This is a genomic window from Chungangia koreensis, assembly GCF_042651785.1.
In the GTDB taxonomy this organism is placed as follows: Bacteria; Bacillota; Bacilli; order Bacillales_A; family Planococcaceae; genus Chungangia; species Chungangia koreensis.
In genome coordinates this window covers 15,485-38,564 of record NZ_JBHSEC010000019.1, presented here as the reverse complement: position 1 = coordinate 38,564, position 23,080 = coordinate 15,485, and the positions used below count along the sequence as shown (strand labels likewise).

The 23,080-nt window shown below is 42.8% G+C and carries 24 protein-coding genes; 18 read left to right on the top strand and 6 right to left on the bottom strand.

The genetic code is table 11. From position 1 onward, the window contains the following. Positions 1-24 precede the first annotated feature (24 nt). Entirely contained in the window at positions 25-303 is a 279-nt protein-coding gene (locus ACFOZY_RS09330; RefSeq protein ID WP_378154649.1) for a hypothetical protein, read from the top strand. A gap of 61 nt (positions 304-364) precedes the next feature. Here ACFOZY_RS09330 and ACFOZY_RS09325 read toward each other — a convergent pair whose 3' ends face one another. Both ACFOZY_RS09325 and ACFOZY_RS09320 read right to left on the bottom strand, forming a co-directional pair. Beyond that, positions 365-703, bottom strand: a complete 339-nt coding sequence (locus ACFOZY_RS09325) for a hypothetical protein (RefSeq protein ID WP_378154646.1) — start codon at positions 701-703, stop codon at positions 365-367. Positions 704-772: 69 nt separating this feature from the next. Then, complete coding sequence (locus ACFOZY_RS09320) at positions 773-1,393, bottom strand: CPBP family intramembrane glutamic endopeptidase (protein ID WP_378154644.1); 621 nt, start codon at positions 1,391-1,393, stop codon at positions 773-775. Positions 1,394-1,516: 123 nt separating this feature from the next. On the opposite strand from ACFOZY_RS09320, the gene ACFOZY_RS09315 reads away from it, so the two are divergent. Genes ACFOZY_RS09315 through ACFOZY_RS09305 form a run of 3 tightly spaced genes read left to right on the top strand, consistent with a single transcriptional unit; the run spans position 1,517 to position 5,375 of the window. Beyond that, a complete protein-coding gene (locus tag ACFOZY_RS09315) occupies positions 1,517-3,685 on the top strand; it encodes a choice-of-anchor I family protein (protein ID WP_378154642.1) in 2,169 nt (722 codons plus the stop codon). Positions 3,686-3,725: 40 nt separating this feature from the next. After that, entirely contained in the window at positions 3,726-4,889 is a 1,164-nt protein-coding gene (locus ACFOZY_RS09310) for a polysaccharide deacetylase (protein WP_378154640.1), read from the top strand. Positions 4,890-4,922: 33 nt separating this feature from the next. Next, complete coding sequence (locus tag ACFOZY_RS09305) at positions 4,923-5,375, top strand: GNAT family N-acetyltransferase (RefSeq protein ID WP_378154638.1); 453 nt, start codon at positions 4,923-4,925, stop codon at positions 5,373-5,375. A gap of 160 nt (positions 5,376-5,535) precedes the next feature. Here ACFOZY_RS09305 and ACFOZY_RS09300 read toward each other — a convergent pair whose 3' ends face one another. After that, positions 5,536-6,447, bottom strand: a complete 912-nt coding sequence (locus ACFOZY_RS09300) for an S-layer homology domain-containing protein (protein WP_378154635.1) — start codon at positions 6,445-6,447, stop codon at positions 5,536-5,538. Positions 6,448-6,767: 320 nt separating this feature from the next. On the opposite strand from ACFOZY_RS09300, the gene ACFOZY_RS09295 reads away from it, so the two are divergent. The 7 genes from ACFOZY_RS09295 (at position 6,768) to ACFOZY_RS09265 (ending at position 13,245) form a co-directional block, all read left to right on the top strand. Continuing rightward, positions 6,768-7,076 carry a YhdT family protein gene (locus ACFOZY_RS09295; RefSeq protein WP_378154632.1) on the top strand — a complete coding sequence of 103 codons (309 nt, stop codon included), beginning with the start codon at positions 6,768-6,770 and terminating at the stop codon, positions 7,074-7,076. Next, positions 7,073-8,515 (top strand): sodium/pantothenate symporter, encoded by a 1,443-nt coding sequence (gene panF, locus ACFOZY_RS09290; RefSeq protein ID WP_378154630.1) that lies wholly within the window; start codon positions 7,073-7,075, stop codon positions 8,513-8,515. Before ACFOZY_RS09295 ends, panF begins: the two co-directional genes overlap by 4 nt. A 19-nt stretch (positions 8,516-8,534) precedes the next feature. Then, entirely contained in the window at positions 8,535-9,449 is a 915-nt protein-coding gene (locus ACFOZY_RS09285) for a DMT family transporter (protein ID WP_378154628.1), read from the top strand. A 297-nt stretch (positions 9,450-9,746) separates the two neighbouring features. Next, positions 9,747-10,226, top strand: a complete 480-nt coding sequence (locus ACFOZY_RS09280) for a chemotaxis protein CheX (protein ID WP_378154626.1) — start codon at positions 9,747-9,749, stop codon at positions 10,224-10,226. A 17-nt stretch (positions 10,227-10,243) separates the two neighbouring features. Continuing rightward, positions 10,244-10,696, top strand: a complete 453-nt coding sequence (locus tag ACFOZY_RS09275; protein ID WP_378154624.1) for a chemotaxis protein CheW — start codon at positions 10,244-10,246, stop codon at positions 10,694-10,696. A gap of 34 nt (positions 10,697-10,730) precedes the next feature. Continuing rightward, positions 10,731-12,428, top strand: coding sequence for a methyl-accepting chemotaxis protein (locus ACFOZY_RS09270; protein ID WP_378154622.1), 1,698 nt, complete (start codon positions 10,731-10,733; stop codon positions 12,426-12,428). Positions 12,429-12,540: 112 nt separating this feature from the next. After that, on the top strand, positions 12,541-13,245 hold the full coding sequence (locus ACFOZY_RS09265) for an MBL fold metallo-hydrolase (protein WP_378154620.1): 705 nt from the start codon (positions 12,541-12,543) through the stop codon (positions 13,243-13,245). A gap of 203 nt (positions 13,246-13,448) precedes the next feature. On the opposite strand, the gene ACFOZY_RS09260 is transcribed toward ACFOZY_RS09265, so the two are convergent. Then, on the bottom strand, positions 13,449-13,673 hold the full coding sequence (locus ACFOZY_RS09260) for a hypothetical protein (RefSeq protein WP_378154618.1): 225 nt from the start codon (positions 13,671-13,673) through the stop codon (positions 13,449-13,451). Between the two features lie 64 nt (positions 13,674-13,737). Next, positions 13,738-14,640, bottom strand: a complete 903-nt coding sequence (locus ACFOZY_RS09255) for a hypothetical protein (protein ID WP_378154616.1) — start codon at positions 14,638-14,640, stop codon at positions 13,738-13,740. A 212-nt stretch (positions 14,641-14,852) separates the two neighbouring features. Between ACFOZY_RS09255 and ACFOZY_RS09250 the strand changes: the two genes are divergently transcribed. The 6 genes from ACFOZY_RS09250 to ACFOZY_RS09225 all read left to right on the top strand — a co-directional run bounded on the left by ACFOZY_RS09250 (position 14,853) and on the right by ACFOZY_RS09225 (position 19,730). Then, on the top strand, positions 14,853-15,671 hold the full coding sequence (locus ACFOZY_RS09250; protein WP_378154614.1) for a transporter substrate-binding domain-containing protein: 819 nt from the start codon (positions 14,853-14,855) through the stop codon (positions 15,669-15,671). Positions 15,672-15,695: 24 nt separating this feature from the next. Then, on the top strand, positions 15,696-16,355 hold the full coding sequence (locus ACFOZY_RS09245) for an amino acid ABC transporter permease (RefSeq protein WP_378154612.1): 660 nt from the start codon (positions 15,696-15,698) through the stop codon (positions 16,353-16,355). 12 nt (positions 16,356-16,367) lie between these two features. Further along, entirely contained in the window at positions 16,368-17,096 is a 729-nt protein-coding gene (locus ACFOZY_RS09240; protein WP_378154610.1) for an amino acid ABC transporter ATP-binding protein, read from the top strand. A 70-nt stretch (positions 17,097-17,166) separates the two neighbouring features. Beyond that, positions 17,167-17,724, top strand: a complete 558-nt coding sequence (locus ACFOZY_RS09235; protein ID WP_378154608.1) for a helix-turn-helix domain-containing protein — start codon at positions 17,167-17,169, stop codon at positions 17,722-17,724. Next, a complete protein-coding gene (locus tag ACFOZY_RS09230) occupies positions 17,625-18,551 on the top strand; it encodes an IS3 family transposase (protein WP_378156123.1) in 927 nt (308 codons plus the stop codon). Before ACFOZY_RS09235 ends, ACFOZY_RS09230 begins: the two co-directional genes overlap by 100 nt. Positions 18,552-18,782: 231 nt before the next feature. Beyond that, complete coding sequence (locus ACFOZY_RS09225) at positions 18,783-19,730, top strand: dimethylarginine dimethylaminohydrolase family protein (protein ID WP_378154606.1); 948 nt, start codon at positions 18,783-18,785, stop codon at positions 19,728-19,730. 34 nt (positions 19,731-19,764) lie between these two features. Here ACFOZY_RS09225 and ACFOZY_RS09220 read toward each other — a convergent pair whose 3' ends face one another. Further along, positions 19,765-19,911: a hypothetical protein gene (locus tag ACFOZY_RS09220; RefSeq protein ID WP_378154604.1), complete on the bottom strand. Its 147-nt coding sequence runs from the start codon at positions 19,909-19,911 to the stop codon at positions 19,765-19,767. Between the two features lie 383 nt (positions 19,912-20,294). Here ACFOZY_RS09220 and ACFOZY_RS09215 point away from each other — a divergent pair, with 383 nt between their 5' ends. Beyond that, on the top strand, positions 20,295-22,928 hold the full coding sequence (locus tag ACFOZY_RS09215; RefSeq protein ID WP_378154602.1) for a S8 family serine peptidase: 2,634 nt from the start codon (positions 20,295-20,297) through the stop codon (positions 22,926-22,928). Positions 22,929-23,080 lie beyond the last annotated feature (152 nt).

Sequence of the window (23,080 nt, the reverse complement as noted above, 5' to 3'; positions counted from 1 at the left end):
ATAAAAACCTTGATTGGCTCCTAAATGCCTTTCAAGGTTTTTATAAAGGGAAACTTCTCTACACTTTATTGGCTTCCGTGGGACAATCAGCAATACATTAAGGAAAACTTCGGAGCATTGCCGAGCTATATCAACCTGACCGAGATGAAAGGTTATGACACAGGATCGAATGCCCAGAAGCTCTTAACTGGCGGGTCAAGCTATGGCAACAAGAATGCATTAATTGATACAGGCATTGGCCTATTCCTTGGCAGCAGACTAAGGGTTTTTCCAAAGACAGGAAAGGAAAAATGCCGTAGGTAGTATTCCTCATTAGTCTTATACCAAAAAGAAAAACCACCGCTTCTAAACGATGGTTTCAGGATCATTGCTTGAAATAGTCATTTACAATTTGAACAATTCGTTCTTGAGAGAAAGGTTTAATCTCTACTTGTGCCTCGTATTTTGATACTAATTCAGCTAAAACTGCATTTAAATTTTCCGGAGTAACGTTTGTTAAGCCGATATCATGTAAGTCCTGTATTTTGAATTGAGGTTTTTCGATAGCCGGTAATGCGTATTGCGCGTAAGTACTTACATTAAGAACAAATTCATTCAACAATTCCTTTTCAATCTGATGCTGTTTCCAAGGCGAGTAACTAATCGATAAAATAAGTGCTACGGCTAAGACAGCAGAAATCTTCTTCCATTTGTTATTTTCCATAGTTGGTTAAAAAATCCTCCTGGTGTAATAAACCCATTATAAGGAAAGGCGCATCGTGTTTCTATAGTATTAAGCAATAAAACTGAAATACACCATCATAATCCCTAAATCCGCTAACATGTGACTAATCACCGGAGCGGCAATTGATTTCAAATTGAACCGCATGTACCCCCACATCAATCCCGATAAAAATACCGGTAGGACTGCAATCAGATTAAACGGAAAGCTGAAAATCAGGTAGACAGTGAACAGATGATACAACGCGTAAAAGAATGACGTAATTCCGATTGCCTTTCCGAAACCGCGTTCCGCCAACCGTCCATACATGAACTCTCGCCAGTACAATTCCTCTAAAAAGGGATTAATAAAAATCAATACAAATACAAGTCCAATCACCTTCACCCCAGTAAAATCCCAAGTCGCCAAGAGTTCCCGCACTTCATTCAAATCAAATACCGAGTCCTGCAACAAAGCGACAGCTCCAAAAATTGCTCCGAGTGATAATAAGCCAGTAACGATTCCCGCTAATAAAGACCTCGAGTCTATCTTCAAATTCACCTTCGTCTTAAATATAATCGGCAACAAAAGCAGCCATCCATAGAAAAGGGCAAACGTAACCACCACATTCTCCAATGCGATTAACCCAATATATATCATAATCGTTGGTCCGATTAAAAATAAAATGTTCACTTCGTAATCCTCCAATTTATTCCTGTCCCCTCAAGTATACAAAAAATTCATATAGAGTTAACCCCCACTTTACATTCGATTCGTAGAATGAAAGATAGAAAGAGATATTGGGAGGTTACATAAATGAGTTTAAGAAAGAAATTTATATCAGCAACTGCGGCAGGCATACTGCTCACAGCACCGATCAACACATTAGCGGCAAAACCATCATTTACACAGCACTTCGGCGAGGATTTCCAAGTAACACAAATCGGCCAATATGATAGCAAGGTCGGAATCGGCGGAACTGAAATTATGGCGTACGATGTAGAGCTTCAACGCGCTTTCGTTACAAACGGGGCAGTTTCAGGCTTCGATATTCTTTCATTCGAGAAATTGAAATCCGGTCAATTCAAAAAAGTGAGGTCGGAAAAACGGGTTTTCCTTTCTGAGTTCGGCATTGAAAACGTGGATGATATTACAAGCATCGCCTCCCATCCGACAAAGGACTTGATTGCAGTTACGGTCGTAAGCGATCCGAAGACAGATCCAGGCTATATCGCTTTTTTGAATAAAGACGGAAAATACGTAACAAAAGTGCAAGTCGGTTCATTACCGGATATGGTGACATTCACTCCTGATGGGACGAAAGCGATTGTTGCGAATGAAGGGGAACCAAGTGATGACTACTCCGTTGATCCCGAAGGTTCGATTTCCATCATTGATGTGACGGGCGAAGAATTCAAAGCAAATACACTTACATTCAAAGATGTTCCTTTAGACGACAAAGTTCGCGTTAATTCAAAGGGAAGCGTACTTCAACAGTTGGAACCGGAGTACATAACAGTTTCAGAAGACAGCAAAACCGCCTATGTATCCATGCAAGAAAATAACGCGATTGCGACAGTCGATTTAGTGAATGGCAAAATCCTTTCCGTTAAGGGACTTGGCGTGAAGGACCATTCAATCGAAGGAAATGAATTAGATGCCAAACGCGATGATCAAACGAAGCTTGAGCGCATGCCACTCTTAGGTTTCTACATGCCCGATGCGATCACTTCATTTACAGCTGGTGGTAAAACTTACATTCTGACTCCGAATGAAGGGGATGCGCGTGATTACGAGGCATACTCCGAGGAAACCGAAATCGGTGACATCGCTGATAAGATTAAGCTCAAGGGTAAGCATTATGCTGGATTTACACAAGAGCAACTTGACAAAATGGTTGCTGACGGCTTACTCGAAGACTTGGAAAAAGTGAAGCTCACGACTGAACAAGGGGCTAATGAAGAAGGGATTTACGAAGCGCTTTATTCTTATGGCGGACGCAGTTTCTCAATTTTCGATGCTGACACTATGCAGTTAGTTTTCGATAGTGGCAGCGAATTCGAGGAAATTACAGCAGAAGCTCTTCCTGAATACTTTAATACAGATAATGAAGAAATTGCGTACGACAAGCGAAGCAACGCAAAAGGTCCGGAGCCTGAAACGGTTGTGACGGGTAAAGTAAACGGAAAAGAATATGCCTTCATCGCGCTGGAGCGGACAAGTGGAATCATGGTGTATGACTTAACAAATCCATTGAAACCAACATTTGTCACATTCATCACAAGCCGTGACTTCAGTGAAGATATTAAAGGGGATGTATCACCGGAAGGTCTGCAATTCATCTCGGCTGAAGACAGCCCGACAGGCTTTGCTTTATTGGCAGCGACACACGAAGTGACCGGAACTGTGGCGATCTATGAATTCGGCGGGAAGCCAATGAAAGGCCTGCACCAATTCAAGGACGTACCTGTGAAACATTGGGCGCATGAATACGTCGCTGACCTGTACCAACAAGGCATTGTGAATGGCAAATCGGAGACTTCATTTGCACCGCAGGAAACCGTAACTCGTGTTGAATTTGCAGTGATGATTGCCAATGCTCTCGGGTTGGAACCTGCATCTGAGAAACGTGAATTCACGGATGTTCCAGAAGAAGCGGCTGGAGCGGTACAAGCTGCATTTGAAGCCGGTATCGTGAACGGGACTGGACATGAGACATTTTCTCCGAATGAAGAGCTGACCCGTGAACATATGGCGGCAATGATCATCCGTGCCTATGAATATGCAACAAACAATGAAGTGGAACTGGGAGAAATTAAACAATATAAAGATATGAAGAGCATCAGTACTAGCATGAGAAAAGATGTGCAAAAAGCGTACACACTGAACATGATGGTCGGAAACGAAATAACTTTCCACCCACATGAAACTTCAACACGGGCTCAAGCTGCCAAAGTCATTGCGATTCTATTAACAAAGATTTAAAACGAAAGCTGTTCGGAAAAACTCCGGACAGCTTTTTGTCATGCTTTGCCCTCTTAATCTATATACATGGAATAAGGGGGAGAGAGAATTGAAAAAAATCATCGCATTCGCAATGTTAATCATGGCATCATTCTTTTTATTTACAAATGAAGTACAAGCTGAAGAACAGCCGGAACGCAACATCGCGGTGCATGACCGGGTTCTCTCATTCGAAAAAGGGGAAGTCCGTTTAGTTGACGGCAAGATGGTGGCGCCTCTCGAAAAATTCGCTGCTGGCATCTATGCAGCCGTAAAGTATGAACACCCGATCATTATCATTACAAAACATGAACATGTGTTTACATATAACCGTGAGGCCAAGATCACGACTTGGAACGGAGAACCGTTGATGGATAGCCCGATTATTGAAATCGACGGGCAATTCTACATCCAGGTGCGCTTCTTCGGTGAGGCGACTGGATTCAAGGTAGATTACTTGTCCGATATTTTGACTGCAAGACTGACTCGAGAAACCTATCCATCCTTGTCCAACAAGGATTTTATTCATAAATGGAAAGAAGACCATAAACCCGTAGTGAGCGGTCCGACCGTGTATCTCACATTTGACGATGGACCGAATGACTTCACTTTGCGCAATATGGAGACTCTCCAAAAGCATGGAGTCAAAGCGACCTTCTTCTTCGTCGGCAAGCAAATCAACCTCTATCCGAATATCGTCAAAGCCACGGCGAAGGAAGGTCACACACTCGGCGTCCACAGCATGACACACGACCGCTCCAAGGTTTACGCATCCAGCAAGGCGTTCATCGGAGAGATGAATACCGCTCGGGGATTAATCAACAATCTAACCGGCATATCCCCGACCATCGCGCGCGCTCCGTATGGAAGCAAACCGTACGTGACAAGCGCTATGCGAAATGAGCTCGTCGCAGGCAAGTACAAACTATGGGATTGGGACGTAGATTCGAACGACTGGAAATACAGTGTGGATGAGTACCGGAAAATCATCACCAATGTAAAGGAAGGTGTCCGGAAATCACGAGCCAACGATCAGCACATCGTCGTACTATTGCACGACCGGGCCCAGACGGCCAAAGCCTTGCCCGAAATCCTCACATGGCTGAAAGCGGAAGGCTTCAACATCGAACCCTACGACCCGTCGCACCACGTCGTTCAGAACTTCCTGAAGGACAACGAGCTATAAACGGCGAACCGTTTAGGGGAAGGGGGAATACACATGATCCAACTCAAACCCGTAACAAAAGACAACATCGGGGCATGCGTCCGTCTCAAAGTGGCGGAGGACCAAACCACATTCGTCGCACCAAATATCAATTCCATTGCCTGGGCCTACGTTGCGCCCGAACTCACACCCTATGGCATTTACGACGGCGACACCCTCGTCGGATTCCTAAGCACGGAAATCATACCCGACAACGAAGACTACGACCGCTACTGGGTCCCCCGCTTCATGATCGGTGCCGACTTCCAGAGGAAAGGCTATGGTAGGGCAGGGATGATGGCGGCTGTGGAAATGCTCTCTAACTATGAGGACTGTAGTCGTGTTAGGTTAAGTGTAGTCGAAGAAAACTCCGCTGCAATCGATTTCTACAAGTCAATCGGATTCGTTTTGACAGACGAATATTTGGAAGATGAACGTGTCATGGACTACATTTTTGAAGGGAAATAGATTGGACACTGCCGCTCGCGGGCTATTCGCCCGAGGCGGCTATTGCATTATGGGGCCACTTCGCTCATGGAGCGGGGTGGTTATTTTGTTTATAGGAAAATACAAAAGCCCCACTCCGAAGAGCAGGGCTGAATTTTATCATTTAAAAGTGATTTCCGAATTACTGTTGTTGTTCTACTGGTGTAGTAAAATCAAATAGCAGTTCATTCATGCCGTCAATTTCAATTTTACCTTTTTTACCGTCTAAAGAGCTTTCAGCAGTAAATTCAACAGTTAAAGTTAAACGATCTTCCGAAAGTGATTTACCTGTAAATTCGAGTTCTTTTACAGAACCATCAGCAAAGTATCCATCAATTAGGAACATTCCTGCGAGGTCTTCTGCAGTCAGTTCTTCTGGTGCAGGTTCACTCATGTTAATCTCTAAAGTTGTAGGATTTACAATCGTAGCTGAATCCGCGATTGGCACATAGATGGAGAACCAAATGGTATTGTACAGTAGATTAGCGAACTCTCCACGTTTAATGTTGTCATACGTACCAAATGTTGTTTCAGTCTTTCCGTTTGTAATACCCGTACCATACAGTGACTCGATGTAAGGAGCGAATACTCCGACAGCATCAGTGAATGGGCTTTCGACTGCATAATCTTCTAAGTAGAATCCAAGAGTCAATATTTTCGCCATGGCACCACGGCTGAGCAATTCATCCGGACGATACTCCTCTTTCGTTACCCCCGCAACAATTCCCTCAGCGGCCAATGCATTGACTGCACCTTTCACCCTTGGGTTTAAGTCCTTAAATCCAGCAGAAGGAGCGTTTTCTGCATCTAATCCTAATGCGTTAGCTAAGATGACTGCCGCATCTCCTCTGGTAAGATTTGAATCAGTTCCAAATGAAGTTGTAGTCTTTCCCTTAATGATTTCATTGATATACAGGAAACTCACTGCCTCTTCATAATTAGAATTGACATCAGTGAACGGATGTTCTGCAGCGGAAACAGTTGGAACTATGATCGCAAGAGTTAAAACTGCTGCTAAACCTGTTGTAAACACTTTTTTAAAACTCTTAAGCAAGGTACTTTCCCCCAAATTTTTATTGCAAATTCTTATTTGCGAAATATAATGTAGCATGATTATTTTGGAATATATACAGGTATAAAGCCCTGTTTCTCTTGAAATGTTATAGGAAATTAATGGAATGTTTTAAAGTAGGCTAAAATTAGCATCTTAGGCTCTATCAATGTTATATGACGATTGTCTTTATGGAGCTAATTTGCAAAGTAGATAGCAAAGTTCCATCACATAGCGGAGCTTCTCGTTATTGCATATAGCATAGCAAGAAGCCCCCTTCCCAAAATCTTCGTCTCCCTAATTTCTACACCATTCTGTATAATATGGAGTATGGAATTTTCAAGGGGGAAAAGGAAATGGAAGTTAAGCAGTCAGATCCGCGATACAAGGTCGCGCATCGGGAGGCGTGGATCGGGGTGATCCTAGCCATCATCAATTTCGCGTGGTGGTTCGGTTTTGCATATGGCCTTGGGTCACGACCCGTAGAAGAGTATTCATACATATTCGGTTTACCAGATTGGTTTTTTTATAGCTGCATCGTCGGTTTTATCTTAATGTGTTTATTAGTCGCAGTAGTCGTAAAGTTTTTCTTGAAAGACATCCCGCTTGACGGAGAGGGGGATCAACCGTGAACTTTGCTGTGTTTATCCCTATTATTCTATTCATCCTGGTGATGTTCTACATTGGCTACATTGCGTCCAAGAAAGTTGCCATGTCCAACAGCTTTCTTCAAGAGTATTTCTTAGGCGGGCGTGAGCTTGGTGGATTCGTACTTGCGATGACGGTTGTCGCGACTTACGGCAGTGCATCCAGTTTCTTAGGAGGACCTGGTACTGCATACACGATGGGGCTCGGCTGGGTTTTATTATCGATGACACAAGTCGTAACGGGCTATTTCGTACTACTCGTCATCGGGAAGAAATTCGCAATCATTTCACGGAAATATAATGCAGTGACCCTCATCGACTTTCTGATGAAGCGCTATAACAGTAAATGGGTTGTCCTATTATCGGCGATTGCCATCATTACATTTTTATTCTCTTCAATGACAGCTCAGTGGGTAGGGGGCGGACGGCTGATCGAGTCGCTCACCGGCCTGAATTACACAACAGCGCTCTTTATTTTCGCGATTTCAGTTCTTGTTTACGTCATTATCGGCGGATTCCGCGCAGTTGCGCTCACGGATGCCGTTCAAGGGACGGTCATGTTCTTTGGAACACTGATTCTCCTCATCGGCGTTATTATTGCCGGCGGGGGAATCCCGAATATTATGGAGGATCTACTCGCGGAAAATCCGCGTTTAGTCACACCATTCGGAGCGAATGGCAACTTGACGATTCCGTATGTATCTTCCTTCTGGATTTTAGTTGGGGTCGGAGTTGTCGGTCTACCGCAGATGGCGGTTCGTGCAATGAGTTATAAGAGTTCTCGTGCGATGCATCGTGCACTCATTATCAGTACGGTCGTCACCGGTTTTATTATGCTCAACATGCACTTGATCGGCGTGTTTGCAAGGCCAGTGTTACCGGGAATCGACGTGCCGGATAAAGTCATTCCGCTGCTTGCCTTGGAAATCCTGCCGGCATGGCTTGCTGGCGTCGTCTTGTCAGCTCCGATGGCGGCCATCATGTCGACAGTCAATGCGTTGCTACTGATGGTAAGTTCGACGATTGTGAAGGATGTGTATTTAAACTTCATTAAACCTGATGCGGAAGAAAAAACGGTGAAGAAGATGACATTCGGATTTACAACAATCCTCGGAATCATCGTGTTCCTAATGGCATTGCAACCGCCGGACCTACTGATCTTCTTGAATCTATTCGCGTTCGGAGGTTTGGAAGCAGCCTTCATCTGGCCGATCGTTCTTGGTCTTTATTGGAAACATGGCAATAAATACGGAGCGATTGCATCGATGATGACCGGTATTATAAGCTATATTGCCATCCATTTTTACAACACAGAAAACGGCAATCTATTGGGCGTTCACACGGTCACCATACCCGTGCTCCTGGCGCTTGCTGCATTCATCCTCTTCAGCTTACTTATGAAGCGGGAGGCGTACCGGTTCTAATGAAAGGAAGTGAATCCTCATGAAAATGTGGAAAGTGTATGTCATCTTAGTGTTCGTCATGATGTTATGGGGATTCAACCTACCACTTTTAAAGTATTTAGTCTCGCAAATCGGACCAGTAACGATGACGTCATTCCGGATCTTACTTGCAGCCATCGTGGTATTTGCCATCCTTGCGACTATGAAAATCTTACGGCTGCCGACAAAGCAGGAATGGAAATGGATCATGCTAGGCGGTTTGTTGAATGTTGTTGGGCACCACTACTTCTTAACGGCTGGGTTAACAAAGACATCCGGCACAAATGCAGGGCTTATTTTAGGTACAGGTCCGGTATTGACGGCTATTTTGACGTCATTAATCTTGCGTAATTATCCTTCGAAAATCCAATGGCTTGGCGTGTTATCCGGACTGATCGGGGTATCATCGATTGTACTTGCCGGAGGGGAAGGAGTCGCATCGGGATCGATCGGGGATGTCTTTGTTTTCATTTCGATCTTAGTTCAAGTCTTTAGTTATCTCGTCATCAGCAAAGCTGCCCGTACATTGGACCCCCGGGTCATGACCGCGTATATGTTCCTGTTTGGATCGACTGTCCTGTTTTTCATTAGTTTAGTTCAGGAACCGGGTGAACTCTTAAAATTTGCGGAAGTGCCACATGTGTTCTGGCTCATCTTTGCCCTATCCGGAATCTTCGGTACCGCCGTCGGTCACATGCTCTACAACTATTCAGTAGGAATTGCCGGACCTGCAAAAGCGGCCATCTTCATTAACTTCAACACGATGTTCTCGCTATTGGGATCCGTGTTGTTCTTGGGTGAAGTCCTTGCCGTCCGTCACTTAGTTGGGTTGGTGTTCATCGTAGCCGGAGTTATTTTAGGCTCCGGAGCGGCGGAGGATTTGTGGAGGAAACGCATTATAGCTAAAGATGAATAAAAGAAAAGTAGGCGAATCCAAGTATTCCTTGGATTTGCCCTTTTTATTTTTTAAAAATTTCAGAATAAATAATTATAAATTAAAAGGTCTAAATAACCAAAATAACATATTGACTAAAGGATAAAAGACCTATATAGTTTATGGGGCATTAGTTCAAAAGAACAACATAATGTCAACTAACAAGACTTGTGACATTTTTCTATCTTTTTAACTTTATTGATGGCCAATATAGAAATCCTTCCCGAGCTTAGGGAGATTGGAGTGTGTAATGGAAATTTTGGAAATGAGGTATGAATCGTGGTAACTGTATCTTCTGGGCAAGAATCAAAGGTAGTCATTCTTCAGACATTACTAAATGGACTATTAACATCCGTTAAGAATATTGTTCCAAATATTTTAGAGTTAGAAAGACCAAGGCTGCTCGGGGAATCCATTAGGATTAGTCAAGGGGTGATTGTGGGGACAATCGGTGATTGTAAAGGGAACATCCTAATATCGGGGGAAAAAGAGGTATTTAACAGAATCGCCCAAACGATGTACGGCATGCAATTGGAGGGTGAAATGCTTTCTTCATTTATTGCCGAATTAAGCAATATGATTGCCGGGTCCTTTTCAACAATCGTGGAAGTGAACGGGATCTCAATCGATATTACATCCCCAACGTTATTAGAAGGGGACGTAGTAATTTCGGGATATCACAAAGCTATCCTTATGAAATGTCATTTAATACAAGATGATCATTTCGATATTGTGTTTTCAATGGAAGAAACTAACTAAATTTAGGGGGAACCCACATGGAATTAGGCAATAAGTACATAATCTTTCAACTGGGTGAACAGCTTTATGGGGCAACAATTGACCAAGTGCGTTCAATTGAGAAGATAATGGATGTAACGTCTTTGCCTGGAACGCCAAATTATTTAATGGGAGTTGCTGATTTAAGAGGAATTATAACACCCGTTATTGATATGAAAAAGCTGCTTCAAATCCCGGGTATAATTGAAACGGACGAAGCGAAAATATTAATCGTCCATATTGGTGAGAATCAGTTTGGCTTAGTTGTAGACGTTGCTACAGATGTAATTAATATCGAATCAGACTTCATCAAAGCTTCACCCAATGTAGTGGGTGAAGCAAATCGCGCATTAATATCGGGACTTGCTCAATTACAAGACAAAATTATTACTTTATTAGATATTGATCATTTATTATCAACAAACGATTTGGATGAACTAAACGAATTATAGAAAATATTTAAGGGAAAAGAGGACTAACTGTAATATGAAAACGCTCTTTCAATTTAAAACAATAAAAGCAAAAATGATTTTTGCTTTTTCAATTATCGTCATTATCCTTTTAGGATTCAGCACTTTTAATTATTTGGCAGTTAAACAGATGAATGACGAGTCAGAAGGGATCATTTCAAAAGAGTTACCGATTCTGATTGCTGACGAGAAATTGACAAATAGTATGGCCAACCGAATTGCTGCCGCACGTGGGTATGTGTTGTTTGAGGATGAAAGCTATAAGGATTTGTTTGACGATTACACGAAAAAAAGCAACGAGCAAATCAAAACCCTTGAAGAAGCTGGAGGAATGAAAGAGGAATTCATCGCTACTAATAAAAAGGCAGACGATTGGACCAATTATATTCAAAAAGAAGTATTTTCTGTAGCGCAACGGGGATCAAAAGAAGAGGCAATCACGAACCTCAAGAATGCTACGTTAGAAGCACGGGAAATCATGGCCTCCTATAATGAGTTGGCAATAGGCCGAGAGGAATCAATCGTCAGTAAAGGAAACAAAGTGCTGAAAAACGGAGATCGCACATTAATGCTGTCTGTAATCGTTTCTGTTGCGGCCGTCGTCATTAGTATTATTGTTGCGCTCGTAACGGCAGCCCTTATTTCAAAACCGATCATTCAATTGATGGAGTGGATGAAGCAGATTGCAAGTGGAGATTTGAGTAGGGAACCGCTTCAAGTGAAGACGAAGGATGAAGTCGGCAGTCTAGTCGCAGCCACAAATGAGATGAATCTGAATGTCCGCGGTTTATTAAGTGAAATAAACGAAGTTTCCGGAACCTTAACAAGTCAAAGTGAAGAATTGACACAGTCAGCGAATGAAGTAAGCTCAGGATCCCAACAAATTTCTTCAACTATGTCAGAGTTGGCAAGCGGATCTGAAACACAGGCAAGCAACGCGACGGACCTTGCAACGCTAATGGTCTCGTTTGCTGAAACCGTTAATGATGCAAATGAGAATGGTGCACAAATTGAAAAGGCCTCAAGTAATGTCTTAACGATGACAGGTGAAGGAAGTCTTCTGATGGAATCTTCCAACCGCCAGATGGCCAAAATCAATGAAATCGTTCAAGAAGCGGTTGGGAAGGTGCAAGGATTAGACGAGCGTTCCAAACAAATTTCCAGCATCGTGTCGGTCATTAAAGATATAGCGAATCAGACAAACCTGTTGGCATTAAATGCCGCAATTGAAGCAGCGAGGGCAGGAGAGCAAGGAAAAGGATTCGCCGTTGTTGCCGATGAAGTAAGAAAGCTTGCAGAACAAGTGTCGGATTCCGTATCGGATATTACAGGAATTGTTGAAGGGATCCAGGAAGAATCCAGTGAAGTCTCGACTTCCTTGCAAGTGGCATTCAGTGAAGTTGAGGCAGGAACGGATCAAATTGAAACAACGATGGAAACGTTTAATGGAATAAAAGAGGCAGTAAATGAAATGGTGAACAATCTTCAAGTGGTTTCTGAAAGTCTCAATAACATTTCCGATAACAGCCAAAAGATGAGCGAATCCATTAACGACATGGCGGCAATTTCCGAAGAATCTGCCGCAGGCGTTGAACAGACATCTGCTTCCACACAACAAATCAGCAGTTCGATGGAGGAAGTCACGAATAGTTCGAATGACTTGGCAAACCTTGCAGAGAACCTTAATGAGCTGATCCGTAAATTTAAAATTTAACGAGCAAAAGGAGGCATCTCCAAAAGAGGTGCCTCCTTTTTAATGTTCATAAGTTGATGTCCCGTTGTCATTCGAATAAAATGAAGGCAATTGACTGTAGGGAGGACTTGGCATGCTACAATTCATCGGCTGCGGAAGTGCATTTAATACAGCGCTTGGGAATAATGGCGCCTTTATTAAGAAAGACAATGTGTTATTCATGATCGACTGCGGGAGCAGCACGTTCGAGCGTTTGCAGAGGGCAAAGCTTTTGGAAGGCGTCGACACCGTTCACATATTAATGACACATACACATCCTGACCACATCGGTTCACTTGGCGATCTGATTTTCTATGGCTACTATGTCATGGGTGAATTTGCGAAGCCGAGTATTCATGTGTACGCACCTGAGAAGTTGAAGGTTCGTGAGATTTTGCGGCTCATGGCCGTGAAGGACGAGCAGTATGGGTACTATGTGGGGAATCAAGGTGAAATCATGGGAATAGCATATGAAGCGTTCGATGTACCTCATGTCCCCGAATTGAATGCCTATGCTTATTTGTTGGAGATCGACGGTGAGAGGATTTATTACAGCGGGGACTGTTCGGAAATTCCTTCGGTAATCATGGACAAGTTCCAGTCAGGGGAAATCGATGCTTTCTACCAAGATACAAGTAAATTAGATTATCCCGGCAATGTTCATCTATCGCTCAATAAATTAACAGAGTTAATCCCCGAGGAATTGCGTGGGAAGGTGTATTGCATGCATCTGGACAACCAATTTGACCCGGAAGAAGCAAAAGGATTAGGGTTTAATGTGGTGGAAGCAGTTATTTAAGGCGGATTCCAACGAAGTATGCAAAGTTTCCAACTAAGTGTCTCAAGTTTCCAACAAAACACTCACAGATTCCAACTATTCACTCAAAGTTTCCAACCAAGTATCAAAAGTTTCCAACAAAATACTCTCAGCATCATCGAGGGTCATTTTTTTGTTCAATCAAATAAAACCACTCCGCCATAAGCGAAGTGGTACTCATAATTTCATTTCAATCCCTTGTTCATGTCCTCCGCAGTTGTATAGGCGTCGTAAATTCCCCACAGCCAGAAAATCGCGAATGTCAAAAATCCGATAACAATGACCATGAGGAAGACGTTAACGATCTGGATGACGATGGAGATCAGGCCCTTGAACAATTGGCCATTATAAATTTGCCCCAGCCCGGTCCAGAAGAAGCTCAAAAGCGCCGCTACGAAAGGATTCTTCATCCCATTGTGCCCCCTTTTACCTATTATATGAAGGGGGCATTTTGAGTTGCATAGTCATACTAATTTATTTTACCTCAAACGCATCTTCCACTGTAAAAACATGTTTCTTAGAACCCATCGTGCCTTGGATTTTATAAAATCCTTTTTCTAATTGGATATGTTTTAGATTAATTGATACATTTCTACCGGATCCCAGCAATTCAGAGTCCTTATCAATCAGAATGGCCTGACTCCATGATGAGTGGAAAGTCGCGGGACCATCAATAATCGCATCCTGTACTAAAAAGTCCTCGACTTCCTCCCATTCTTCATCCTTCTGTTTATAAAGTTTCCAATCATCCTCATTGTATGAAATATAGTTTGGCCCCCAGTTTTCAATGTTCAGAGTGACTTTTTCATCCTGATCATAGATAGGCTTCCGTACATTGAAAACAAAATGGTAATCTTCATATGTCGTAAACAATGGTTTGTAGCTAACGTCTTGGAATTCGCCGTTGTCATCAAAAACTTTTATTGTATAAATGAAATACGCTTCTGATTTTTTAGGAATCTTAACAATGCCCTCTTCAGAGGATGTTATTTTTCCGGAAAAAAGTTCTTTCGGCTTTTCTGCATGACGGTTCACCTCTTCGAACAGGACTTCCGCATAATGCCCATCCGGGAGTTTAGGGATATGCGGTTCATAAATAGATCCTGGATATACCTCAACCGCTAAATCGTCTTTAACCGAATAAAACTTATAAAATACCTTTTCTGTGCCTTGCCTCCAAGTGTTTGCATTCACGACGCCAGCAAATATATTCACGTAATGATCATTATATCCACCTATGTAATTGGGTTTAATCTCCCCACTTAATCCACTCTCAGTTTGAATCTTAAAAACTATATTATTCTCACCAGTGTTCTCTTTATCCGTACAAGCAGTTAAACAAAGGGCAATTAGTGTGATCATGATGATTTTCTTCATTTCTATCCCCTCTACCTCCTTTTTCCAATTTGTACGAGTCAACTACCAAAAAAGTTTCAATATACATGATAAAAGTATATTTATTCATTGAATGATAGTATTTCAATGAATTTTTGAATAAATATTTATAAATATCCATTTACAATGCATAATATTTCATTTATACTCATAGTCATTCAAGTAAACAATTACTCTCTGAGGAGGAAAAGAAGATGAAAAAATGGCTTTTGCCTTTGATGTTAATAGCGGCTCTTTTGATTGCAGGATGTAGTGACAATGCGGGTGCAGCTGGCGGCGGTCAGCCATCAACAATCGATAAAATCGTAAAAAACAAGAAAGTAGTAGTAGGGATCGCTCCAGGGTACTTCCCATTTGAAATGAAAGACACAGAAGGCAACTTCATTGGATACGACGTGGATTTGGCAAATGCAATTGGTGAATCAATTGATGTAGAAGTTGAGTTCAAACAATTCAGCTTTGATGCCCTCATCCCTGCGCTTCAAACAGGTGAGATCGACTTAAGCATCGCAGGAACGACAATCCGTGGTGACCGTGCATTAGCAGTAAGCTTTGCAAAACCTTACTACAAAACAGGGCAGACTTTAATGGTCCCATCTTCCGACACAACATCAAAATCATGGGAAGACCTTGACAAGCCAGGAAATAAAATTGCCGTATCAATGGGTACAACAGGTGCCTTACTTGCGAAAGACCTATTCAAGAACGCTGAAGTATTAGACTTCGATGATTTCCCAGGTGCATCAACTGCAGTTCAAATGGGGAAAGCGGATGCCATTGTCTATGACGAACCTGCTATTGCAGTTTGGGTCATGCAAAATCCTGACAAAGTCCGTAAAGTGGAAGGCTTAATTACAGGAGAAAACTTAGGAATTGCAGTGAAGAAGAATGACCACGCAACAGTTCAGTGGCTGAATTCATTCCTTGATTCATACTTGGAAAGCCCAGCAGAGCTTGCTTCCCGTGAGAAATGGTTCAATAGCGGCGACTGGTTAGACAAAGTAGAAGAATAATCATCTTAGAAGGGGGGAGCACCAATGTATGCAATGGACTGGTCGGTGATCCCGGCAAACATGGATATCTTCATAGAAGGTGTCTTACTCACACTTGAAATCTCATTTTATGCATTACTACTAAGCTTACCAATCGGAATCCTGTTCGGTCTCGGACGGATTTCGAAGAATAAAATCATCTATACGATTTCCAGCATTTACGTCGAAGTGATGCGAGGAGTGCCATTATTGGTGCTCCTCCTATGGATTTTCTTCGTACTCGGACAGTTCCTGAATTTAGGCTCTTATTTCTCAGCGATCTTAGGTTTGTCCATGTTCTCCGGAGCATTCGTAGCGGAAATCGTCCGCTCGGGAATCCAATCCGTACCTAAGGGCCAAATGGAAGCAGCCCGTTCATCAGGCATGAGCTATGTGCAAGCGATGCGGTTTATCATTTTGCCACAAGCATTCCGTCGGGTACTGCCACCGCTTGCTTCGCAATTTATTATTCTAATCAAAGACTCTTCTTTAGTATCAACAGTTGCTGTGGTCGACTTAACGTTGAACGCGAAAAACCTTGTTGCGACGACATTCAAGAGTCTTGAAATTTGGACGTTCGTCGCATTACTCTATTTTGTCATGACATTCAGCCTCTCCCTTCTTGTCCGTTACATGGAAAAACGGCTGAAAGTTAGCGAACTATAAGGAGGGAATTACATGATCAGCATACAGAATGTGAATAAAAGCTTCGGCGACTTGCACGTATTGAGTGATATTAACTTAGAAATCCCAAAATCGAATATCGTCGCGCTGATCGGACCGAGTGGGGCAGGGAAGAGTACATTGATCCGTACGATTAATGCTCTCGAGGAAATCGACAACGGGAGTGTAGTAGTTGACGGTGTCGAGATTCACGCGAAGAAGACCGATTTGAATAAAGCCCGTACGAATATCGGGTTTGTATTCCAAAGCTTTAACCTCTATCCTTTTTTGACTGCACTGGAGAATGTCACCGTGGCACCGCGCAAGGTAAAGGGATTGGGTAAGGAAGAGGCGGAACAGAAAGGGAAAGAGTTGCTGACATCCCTTGGATTGGGTGACAAATTCGATGCCTACCCATCCAAACTATCCGGTGGTCAACAACAACGTGTCGCCATCGCTCGTGCGCTCGCAATGGATCCGCAAGTGATGCTCTTCGATGAACCAACATCTGCATTGGACCCGGAAATGGTCAAAGAAGTATTGGATGCAATCCGGAAGCTCGCGAAGAGTGGGATGACAATGGTAGTCGTAACCCATGAAATGGGTTTTGCGAAGGAAATTTGTGATGAGATTGTCTTCATGGCAGACGGCAAGATAGTCGAAAAAGCGCTCCCATCGAAGTTTTTCTCCATTCCAGACACGGAGCGGGCAAGGAACTTCTTGAGTAAAGTGTTAGAGCATTAAATTGGGTTTGCTTCCGGCTTGCCGGAAGCTTCCTAACGGAAAATGACCACTTCGTATTGGGTGCTTTTTAATGACTAAATATAGTGAACAATTTAAGTTGATGGTGGTAAAAGAATACCTTGAAGGCGCTTTGGGATATAAGCTTTTAGCTGAGAAGTATGGGATTCCAAGTAGTACCGCTCTTAAGGGGTGGGTAAAGGTATTTCAACAATTGGGACCTGAGGCGTTGATGAAGAAGGAGAAGAAGGAATCTTATTCTGTTCAATTCAAGCTGGATGTATTAACCTTTATGAAAAGAACAGGTTCATCTCAAACTGAGGCAGCCCTCCATTTCGGAATCACGAATCCCTCCACCATTTCAATCTGGAATAAAGTCTTTTCAGAAGGAGGAGCTGAAAGCTTGGGTAGACCGAAAGGACGGCCCTCCATGTCAAATAAAGATAAGAAAAGAATCGAAACAGAAGAAAAAGAAATGACGCGTGAACAGGAATTGGAACGGGAAAACGAGCTTCTTCGCTTGGAGGTAGAATACCTAAAAAAGTTGCGAGCTTTTCAGATGGATCCGGAGGGCTATCTCGAAAAGCACAAGCAGCGCTATCACTCGAACTCAAAGAAACCTTCCGATTAAAAGATGTTCTTCAAATAGTAGGCATCCCTGAATCCTCCTACCACTATCACATTAAGAGGATGAATCAAGAGAATCCGGATCAAGAATTAGAAAAATCCATCCAGGTGATTTTTGAAGAAAATAACCGAAATTACGGTTATCGTCGAGTTCACGCGGCATTAAAAAATCAGGGGCTTACTATAAATCATAAGAAAGTCCAACGTATCATGAAGAAACTGTGCCTGAAGGGCAGTAAATTTAGAAGAAAATCACGTAAATATAGTTCCTATAAAGGGACGATTGGGAAAATTTCTAAGAACCGGATTAATCGTCGTTTCTACACAACTATCTGTCATCAAAAGCTATCAACTGATATCACCGAGTTTAAATGTTTAGAAGGTATCAAATTGTACTTAAATCCAATCATGGATATGTTTAATGGAGAGATTCTTTCTTATGGAGTAAGTAATAGTCCTACCCTGGACTTAGTTATCAAACCTCTAGAGGAAGCAATTAAAATTGTGAAGGTTTCAAAATACAGGACAACTATCCACTCGGATCAGGGTTGGCATTATCAACATAAAAAGTGGAGAAAGACACTCAAGAAACATAAGATTTTCCAAAGCATGTCCCGTAAGGGAAACTGTATAGATAATTCTCCGATGGAGAACTTCTTCGGTTTATTAAAACAAGAAATGTATTACGGAGAACCAAAGTGTTCGTTTGAAGAGTTAAAGAGAAGAATTGAAGAGTATATCGATTATTATAATAACAAGCGCATTAAGCTAAAATTGGCCGGTATGAGTCCGGTACAATACCGTCATCACACCAGCCAGTCAGCTGCTTAATAAAAACTCTAACTTTTAGGGGTCACATCATGCGGGGTGGTTATTTTTGTGGATGGTTGGAAAGTTTGATGGATTAGTTGGAAAGTTTTTGTAAATGGTTGGAAAGTTTCCGATTTGGTTGGAATCTTTGACCACATGGTTGGAAACTTGGGGCATTTGGTTGGAAACTAATCAAAAATCCACTTAGAAAATTGTATACAAAGATCAGATTTAGTTAAGGGGGTCATCAAAATGAATTGGAAGTTAAAGGTCCAAGGGGAGCGTTGGTTCCCGAGTGAAATCCCATTCTCCGATGAAATGAAAGAAAACTGGGGCGATTGGTATTGTGATTCCGAGGTTGGCAAACTAAGAGCTGTCCTTATGCACCGACCAGGAGCGGAAATCGAAGGGATTACCGTAGAAAATTATGAACAGTATCGATTCCGTGGGGCAATCAATCCTGAAAAAGCACGACAAGAACAGGATGCACTCGCAGACCTATATCGTCAATACGGAGTAGAAGTCCATTATGTAGGAGAACAACGGAAAGACAAGCCGAATGCGATGTTCATGCGTGATCTTTTATTCATGACACCAGAAGGCGCAATTTTGTGCCGTCCTTCCATTCCAGCCCGTAGAGGAGAAGAACGCGCAGTTGCCAAGAAACTCGGTGAATTAGGAGTCCCCATTATCAAAACCATCAACGGCGATGGCTACTTCGAAGGGGCAAGTGCGATGTGGGTGAACCGCGATACCGTCATCATCGGCACCGGTTCGCGGACGAATGAATCCGGCGCACATCAAGTGGAGAACGAACTCCGCAATATGGGCGTCTCCAACATTATCCGTACTGAAATCCCATACGGCTCCATCCATCTCGACGGCTATATGAACATGATCGACAAGAATAAATTGATGGTGTTCCCGTGGCATGTCGGCTATGATTGCATCCGCCAGCTGCATGAGGCAGGGGTTGAAATTGTAGAATTGCCGTACATAGAGGAATTAAAACTTGGGATGAGTTTAAACTTCGTCGCACTCGAGCCAGGCAAAGTTGTAATGGTTAAAGGCAATCCCTTAACAAAAAAGCTACTCGAGGAACACAACGTTGAAGTCATCGAAGTCGACCTTTCCGAGCTCATGAACGGATGGGGAGCTGTCCACTGTATGACCGCATTCCTAAAGAGGGATCCAATCTAAACAAAAATGCTTCCGAATCACCCCGGAAGCATTTTTATTTTTTCAATCCATAGTATTTTGCAATGGCTTTCTGTACCAACAAATCATTCCCAACGATATCGGATGCTCTTCGGATATGGCCAGTGGATCGGCCCGGATACTGGATATCCTTCGCTTGGCAATACAACATCTCCTGTGCCATTGCGCCCAGTCTCTTTGCCAGTAACGATTTATTATTATCTATCTTTATGACAATCACCTACCTAACTCGCAATACAGGTTATTTATAGTATATGACGAACACTTGATTTTCTTGACTCAAGAAAAAGCGACTTAGCTCCGATACGAATAAAAGTAATATTCGGTATAGTAGCTCCTGCCATTCCATGCCAAATGGAGTGGTTTTTTATTCGCAAAAATCAGTAGACTTTTATCCTATTAATTTCCAAATAATGATTGTGTTTTTATCCTATAAATGGTAATATTCTTTTCTGTAAGTCTACTAAATTTACTTTCTTCAAGTAATCTGCCGATCACATCCTTGTGAACAACCTACTTTATTTAACAATCGGAGGCAAACAATAATTGAATCATAAACAAGATTTATTCCGCAAAATCATCTCTGTTAGTGCCACATCTGCCGTAATGATTGCTGCTACTACTCCTGTAATGGCGGCGAACGAGACGGTTCCAACCTCAAACGATGTAGAAGTCATCATTATTTATAAAAATGAAATCGGAAAAGAAAGCGTGCTGGCTGCCGCTAAAGAAGTCGTTACAGAATTTAGCGTCATTTCAGCGATTACTGTTGTCATAAATGAATCTCAAATAGATGAATTAAAAGCAGATCCAAATATCCGAAGCGTTGAACACAACGTCAAGATTGAAACAGAGGATACAGCTGAAGTGTTTGAGTTGGCTGATTCAGCAACAATTACGGGAACGGCTGAACAGGAATTGAACTGGGGGTTCCAGGCGGTCAATAAAGACGGAGCATCCTTCACGAATGGCATCACTGGAAAAGGTGTCAAAGTTGCTGTCATTGACTCGGGCATCCAGGCACATCGAGACTTGCAAATTGCCGGAGGAGTATCCACGGTAGACGGCGTACAATCCTATTCCGATGATAATGGCCATGGCACACACGTTGCCGGAATCATTGCAGCTCAGAATAACAACTATGGTACTGTAGGTGTCGCGCCGGACGTCCAGTTATATGCAGTCAAAGCCTTGCCTTCCAGCGGAACAGGTAATCTAAACGATGTCCTTGAAGGTATTCAGTGGTCAATCCAAAACGATATGGACATCCTCAACTTGAGTTTAGGCAGTGAGTCAGATGTTCCGGTAATGAGGTTAATGTTAGAAGAGGCTGACAGCGATGGAATCCTCGTTGTCGCAGCAGCAGGGAATGACGGCGGCACAAAACCGGTCAATTACCCTGCGCAGTATGCAAGCACAATCGCCGTGACTGCGGTAGATTCCTCCAAGCAACTTGCGAGCTTTTCCAATTATGGATCTACAGTGGACATCGCAGCACCTGGAGTTCAAATCCTCAGTACGTATTTGAACGGAAACCATGCATGGAGCAGCGGAACGTCCCAAGCGACTCCTCATGTCACAGGGATTTTGGCTTTATTGAAACAGCAATTTCCGAACATGACCGACGAACAATTGACGGAAGAGCTATATAAGCGAGTCGAGGACCTTGGGCCAACAGGATATGATGTGAAATTCGGCCAAGGACTCGCTACGTACAGTGGGGATGTAACTGCACCTGCTGAAGTATCAAACATCAAAACTATTTCCGTTAAGGAACGGGAATTTACGATTGGATGGGACAAGCCGGCTGATTCGGACTATGTTTCTACGAAACTGTATATAGACGGTACATTGTTTAAGTCCCTTTCAAAGGGTGAAACGAGCATCACAGTAACCGACCGGAAGCCGAATACGACATACAGCATGACGCTGAAAACGGTTGATGCACGAGGGAATGAATCAAAAGGTGCAACCTACCAAATTACAACCATTGCTGATGTCACACCGCCGAATGAAGTGACAAACTTATCCGCAACAGCGATTGACCATCAGAAAGTGAAGCTGAACTGGCAGAACCCTGCTGATCAGGACTTTGCATCCGTCAATGTCTATAAGGATGGAAATAAAATTAAGAATGTTACAGGGAATGAACTTGTGGTGGATAGCCTGAATCCAAGCACATCCTATGCGTTTACAATCAAAACGGTTGATACATTCAATAATGAATCGGTTGGAGTAACGAAGTCAGCCGCTACTGCTGCGGCTCCAGCGCCTGTTGTCAATCAAGCGCCTGTTGGAAGCACAGCGCCATCAGCTCCGCCAGTAGCGAGTGAACCGGCACCGATGCCAGCACCAACTCAACCAGCACCGGTACCGACACAACCTGCACCATCACAGCCGGAGCCAGCTCCAGCAACCTCACCAATTGCATCAGCTCCACAACCTGCACCTGAAGCGCCTAAGTCAGAAGTGACAGTTCCTTCTACTAAGCCTGCACCAGGACAAACTGTGGCGGAAGTTGTGAAAGAAATTAAAGGCGAAGCTTCGAAAGCACAAAAGCAGTTCGCTCCTAAAGTTAAAAATGGAACAACGGCTATGAATGCACGCAAAGATCTCGCTAAAACAATGAACTCTGTGAAAGCAACAGACAAGAGTGAAGTAGCAAAAGTAATCGGCCAATACCAAGCGGTTATTTCGTATTATGCGAAGACAAAATCTTATGCAAGTGTCTTGGCTACTGTAAAAGAAGCGACCGTCGGACTTTCCAAGAAGAATGTGGACCAAGCCGTGCTTGTTGAAACTGTCCTTAAACCGAATCTCTCGTCAAGCAGCAGTGCGAGCGCAATCATTGCTGAATTAAAGAAAAACAAAATGGATACGAAGGCAATTGAAGTCTTCCGGAATGAATTAAAGCAAGCTGAAATTGGAAGATCCATTCTTTCCAAACATCAACAAAAAGCAAGCAACTTCGCACAACGGAAATCATATTCCAATGTAGTGAGAGAGGTTGCCGCCGGTGTAATCGAAGCAACAAAAAAGAAAGCATCGAATAGTGATATTCTTTCATTCGTGAAAAAGAATATAAAATCCACGAGCAGCGTTCAAACCATTATCAATGAAATGAAAAAAGCAAAACTTGATACGGTTGATATGGAAAAATACAAAAAAGATTTGAAATAATACTAAAAGGCTGTGGTCAGAACTAACTGGCCCAGCTTTTTTAAATCCGCAAAAAAGAAGTGCCGCTCTGCCAGTAGCAAAGCGGCACCTCCAACTTTATGCGCAATATCACTATTTCCAAACTTGTATGATCTTAAACGAGTAGTTCACAA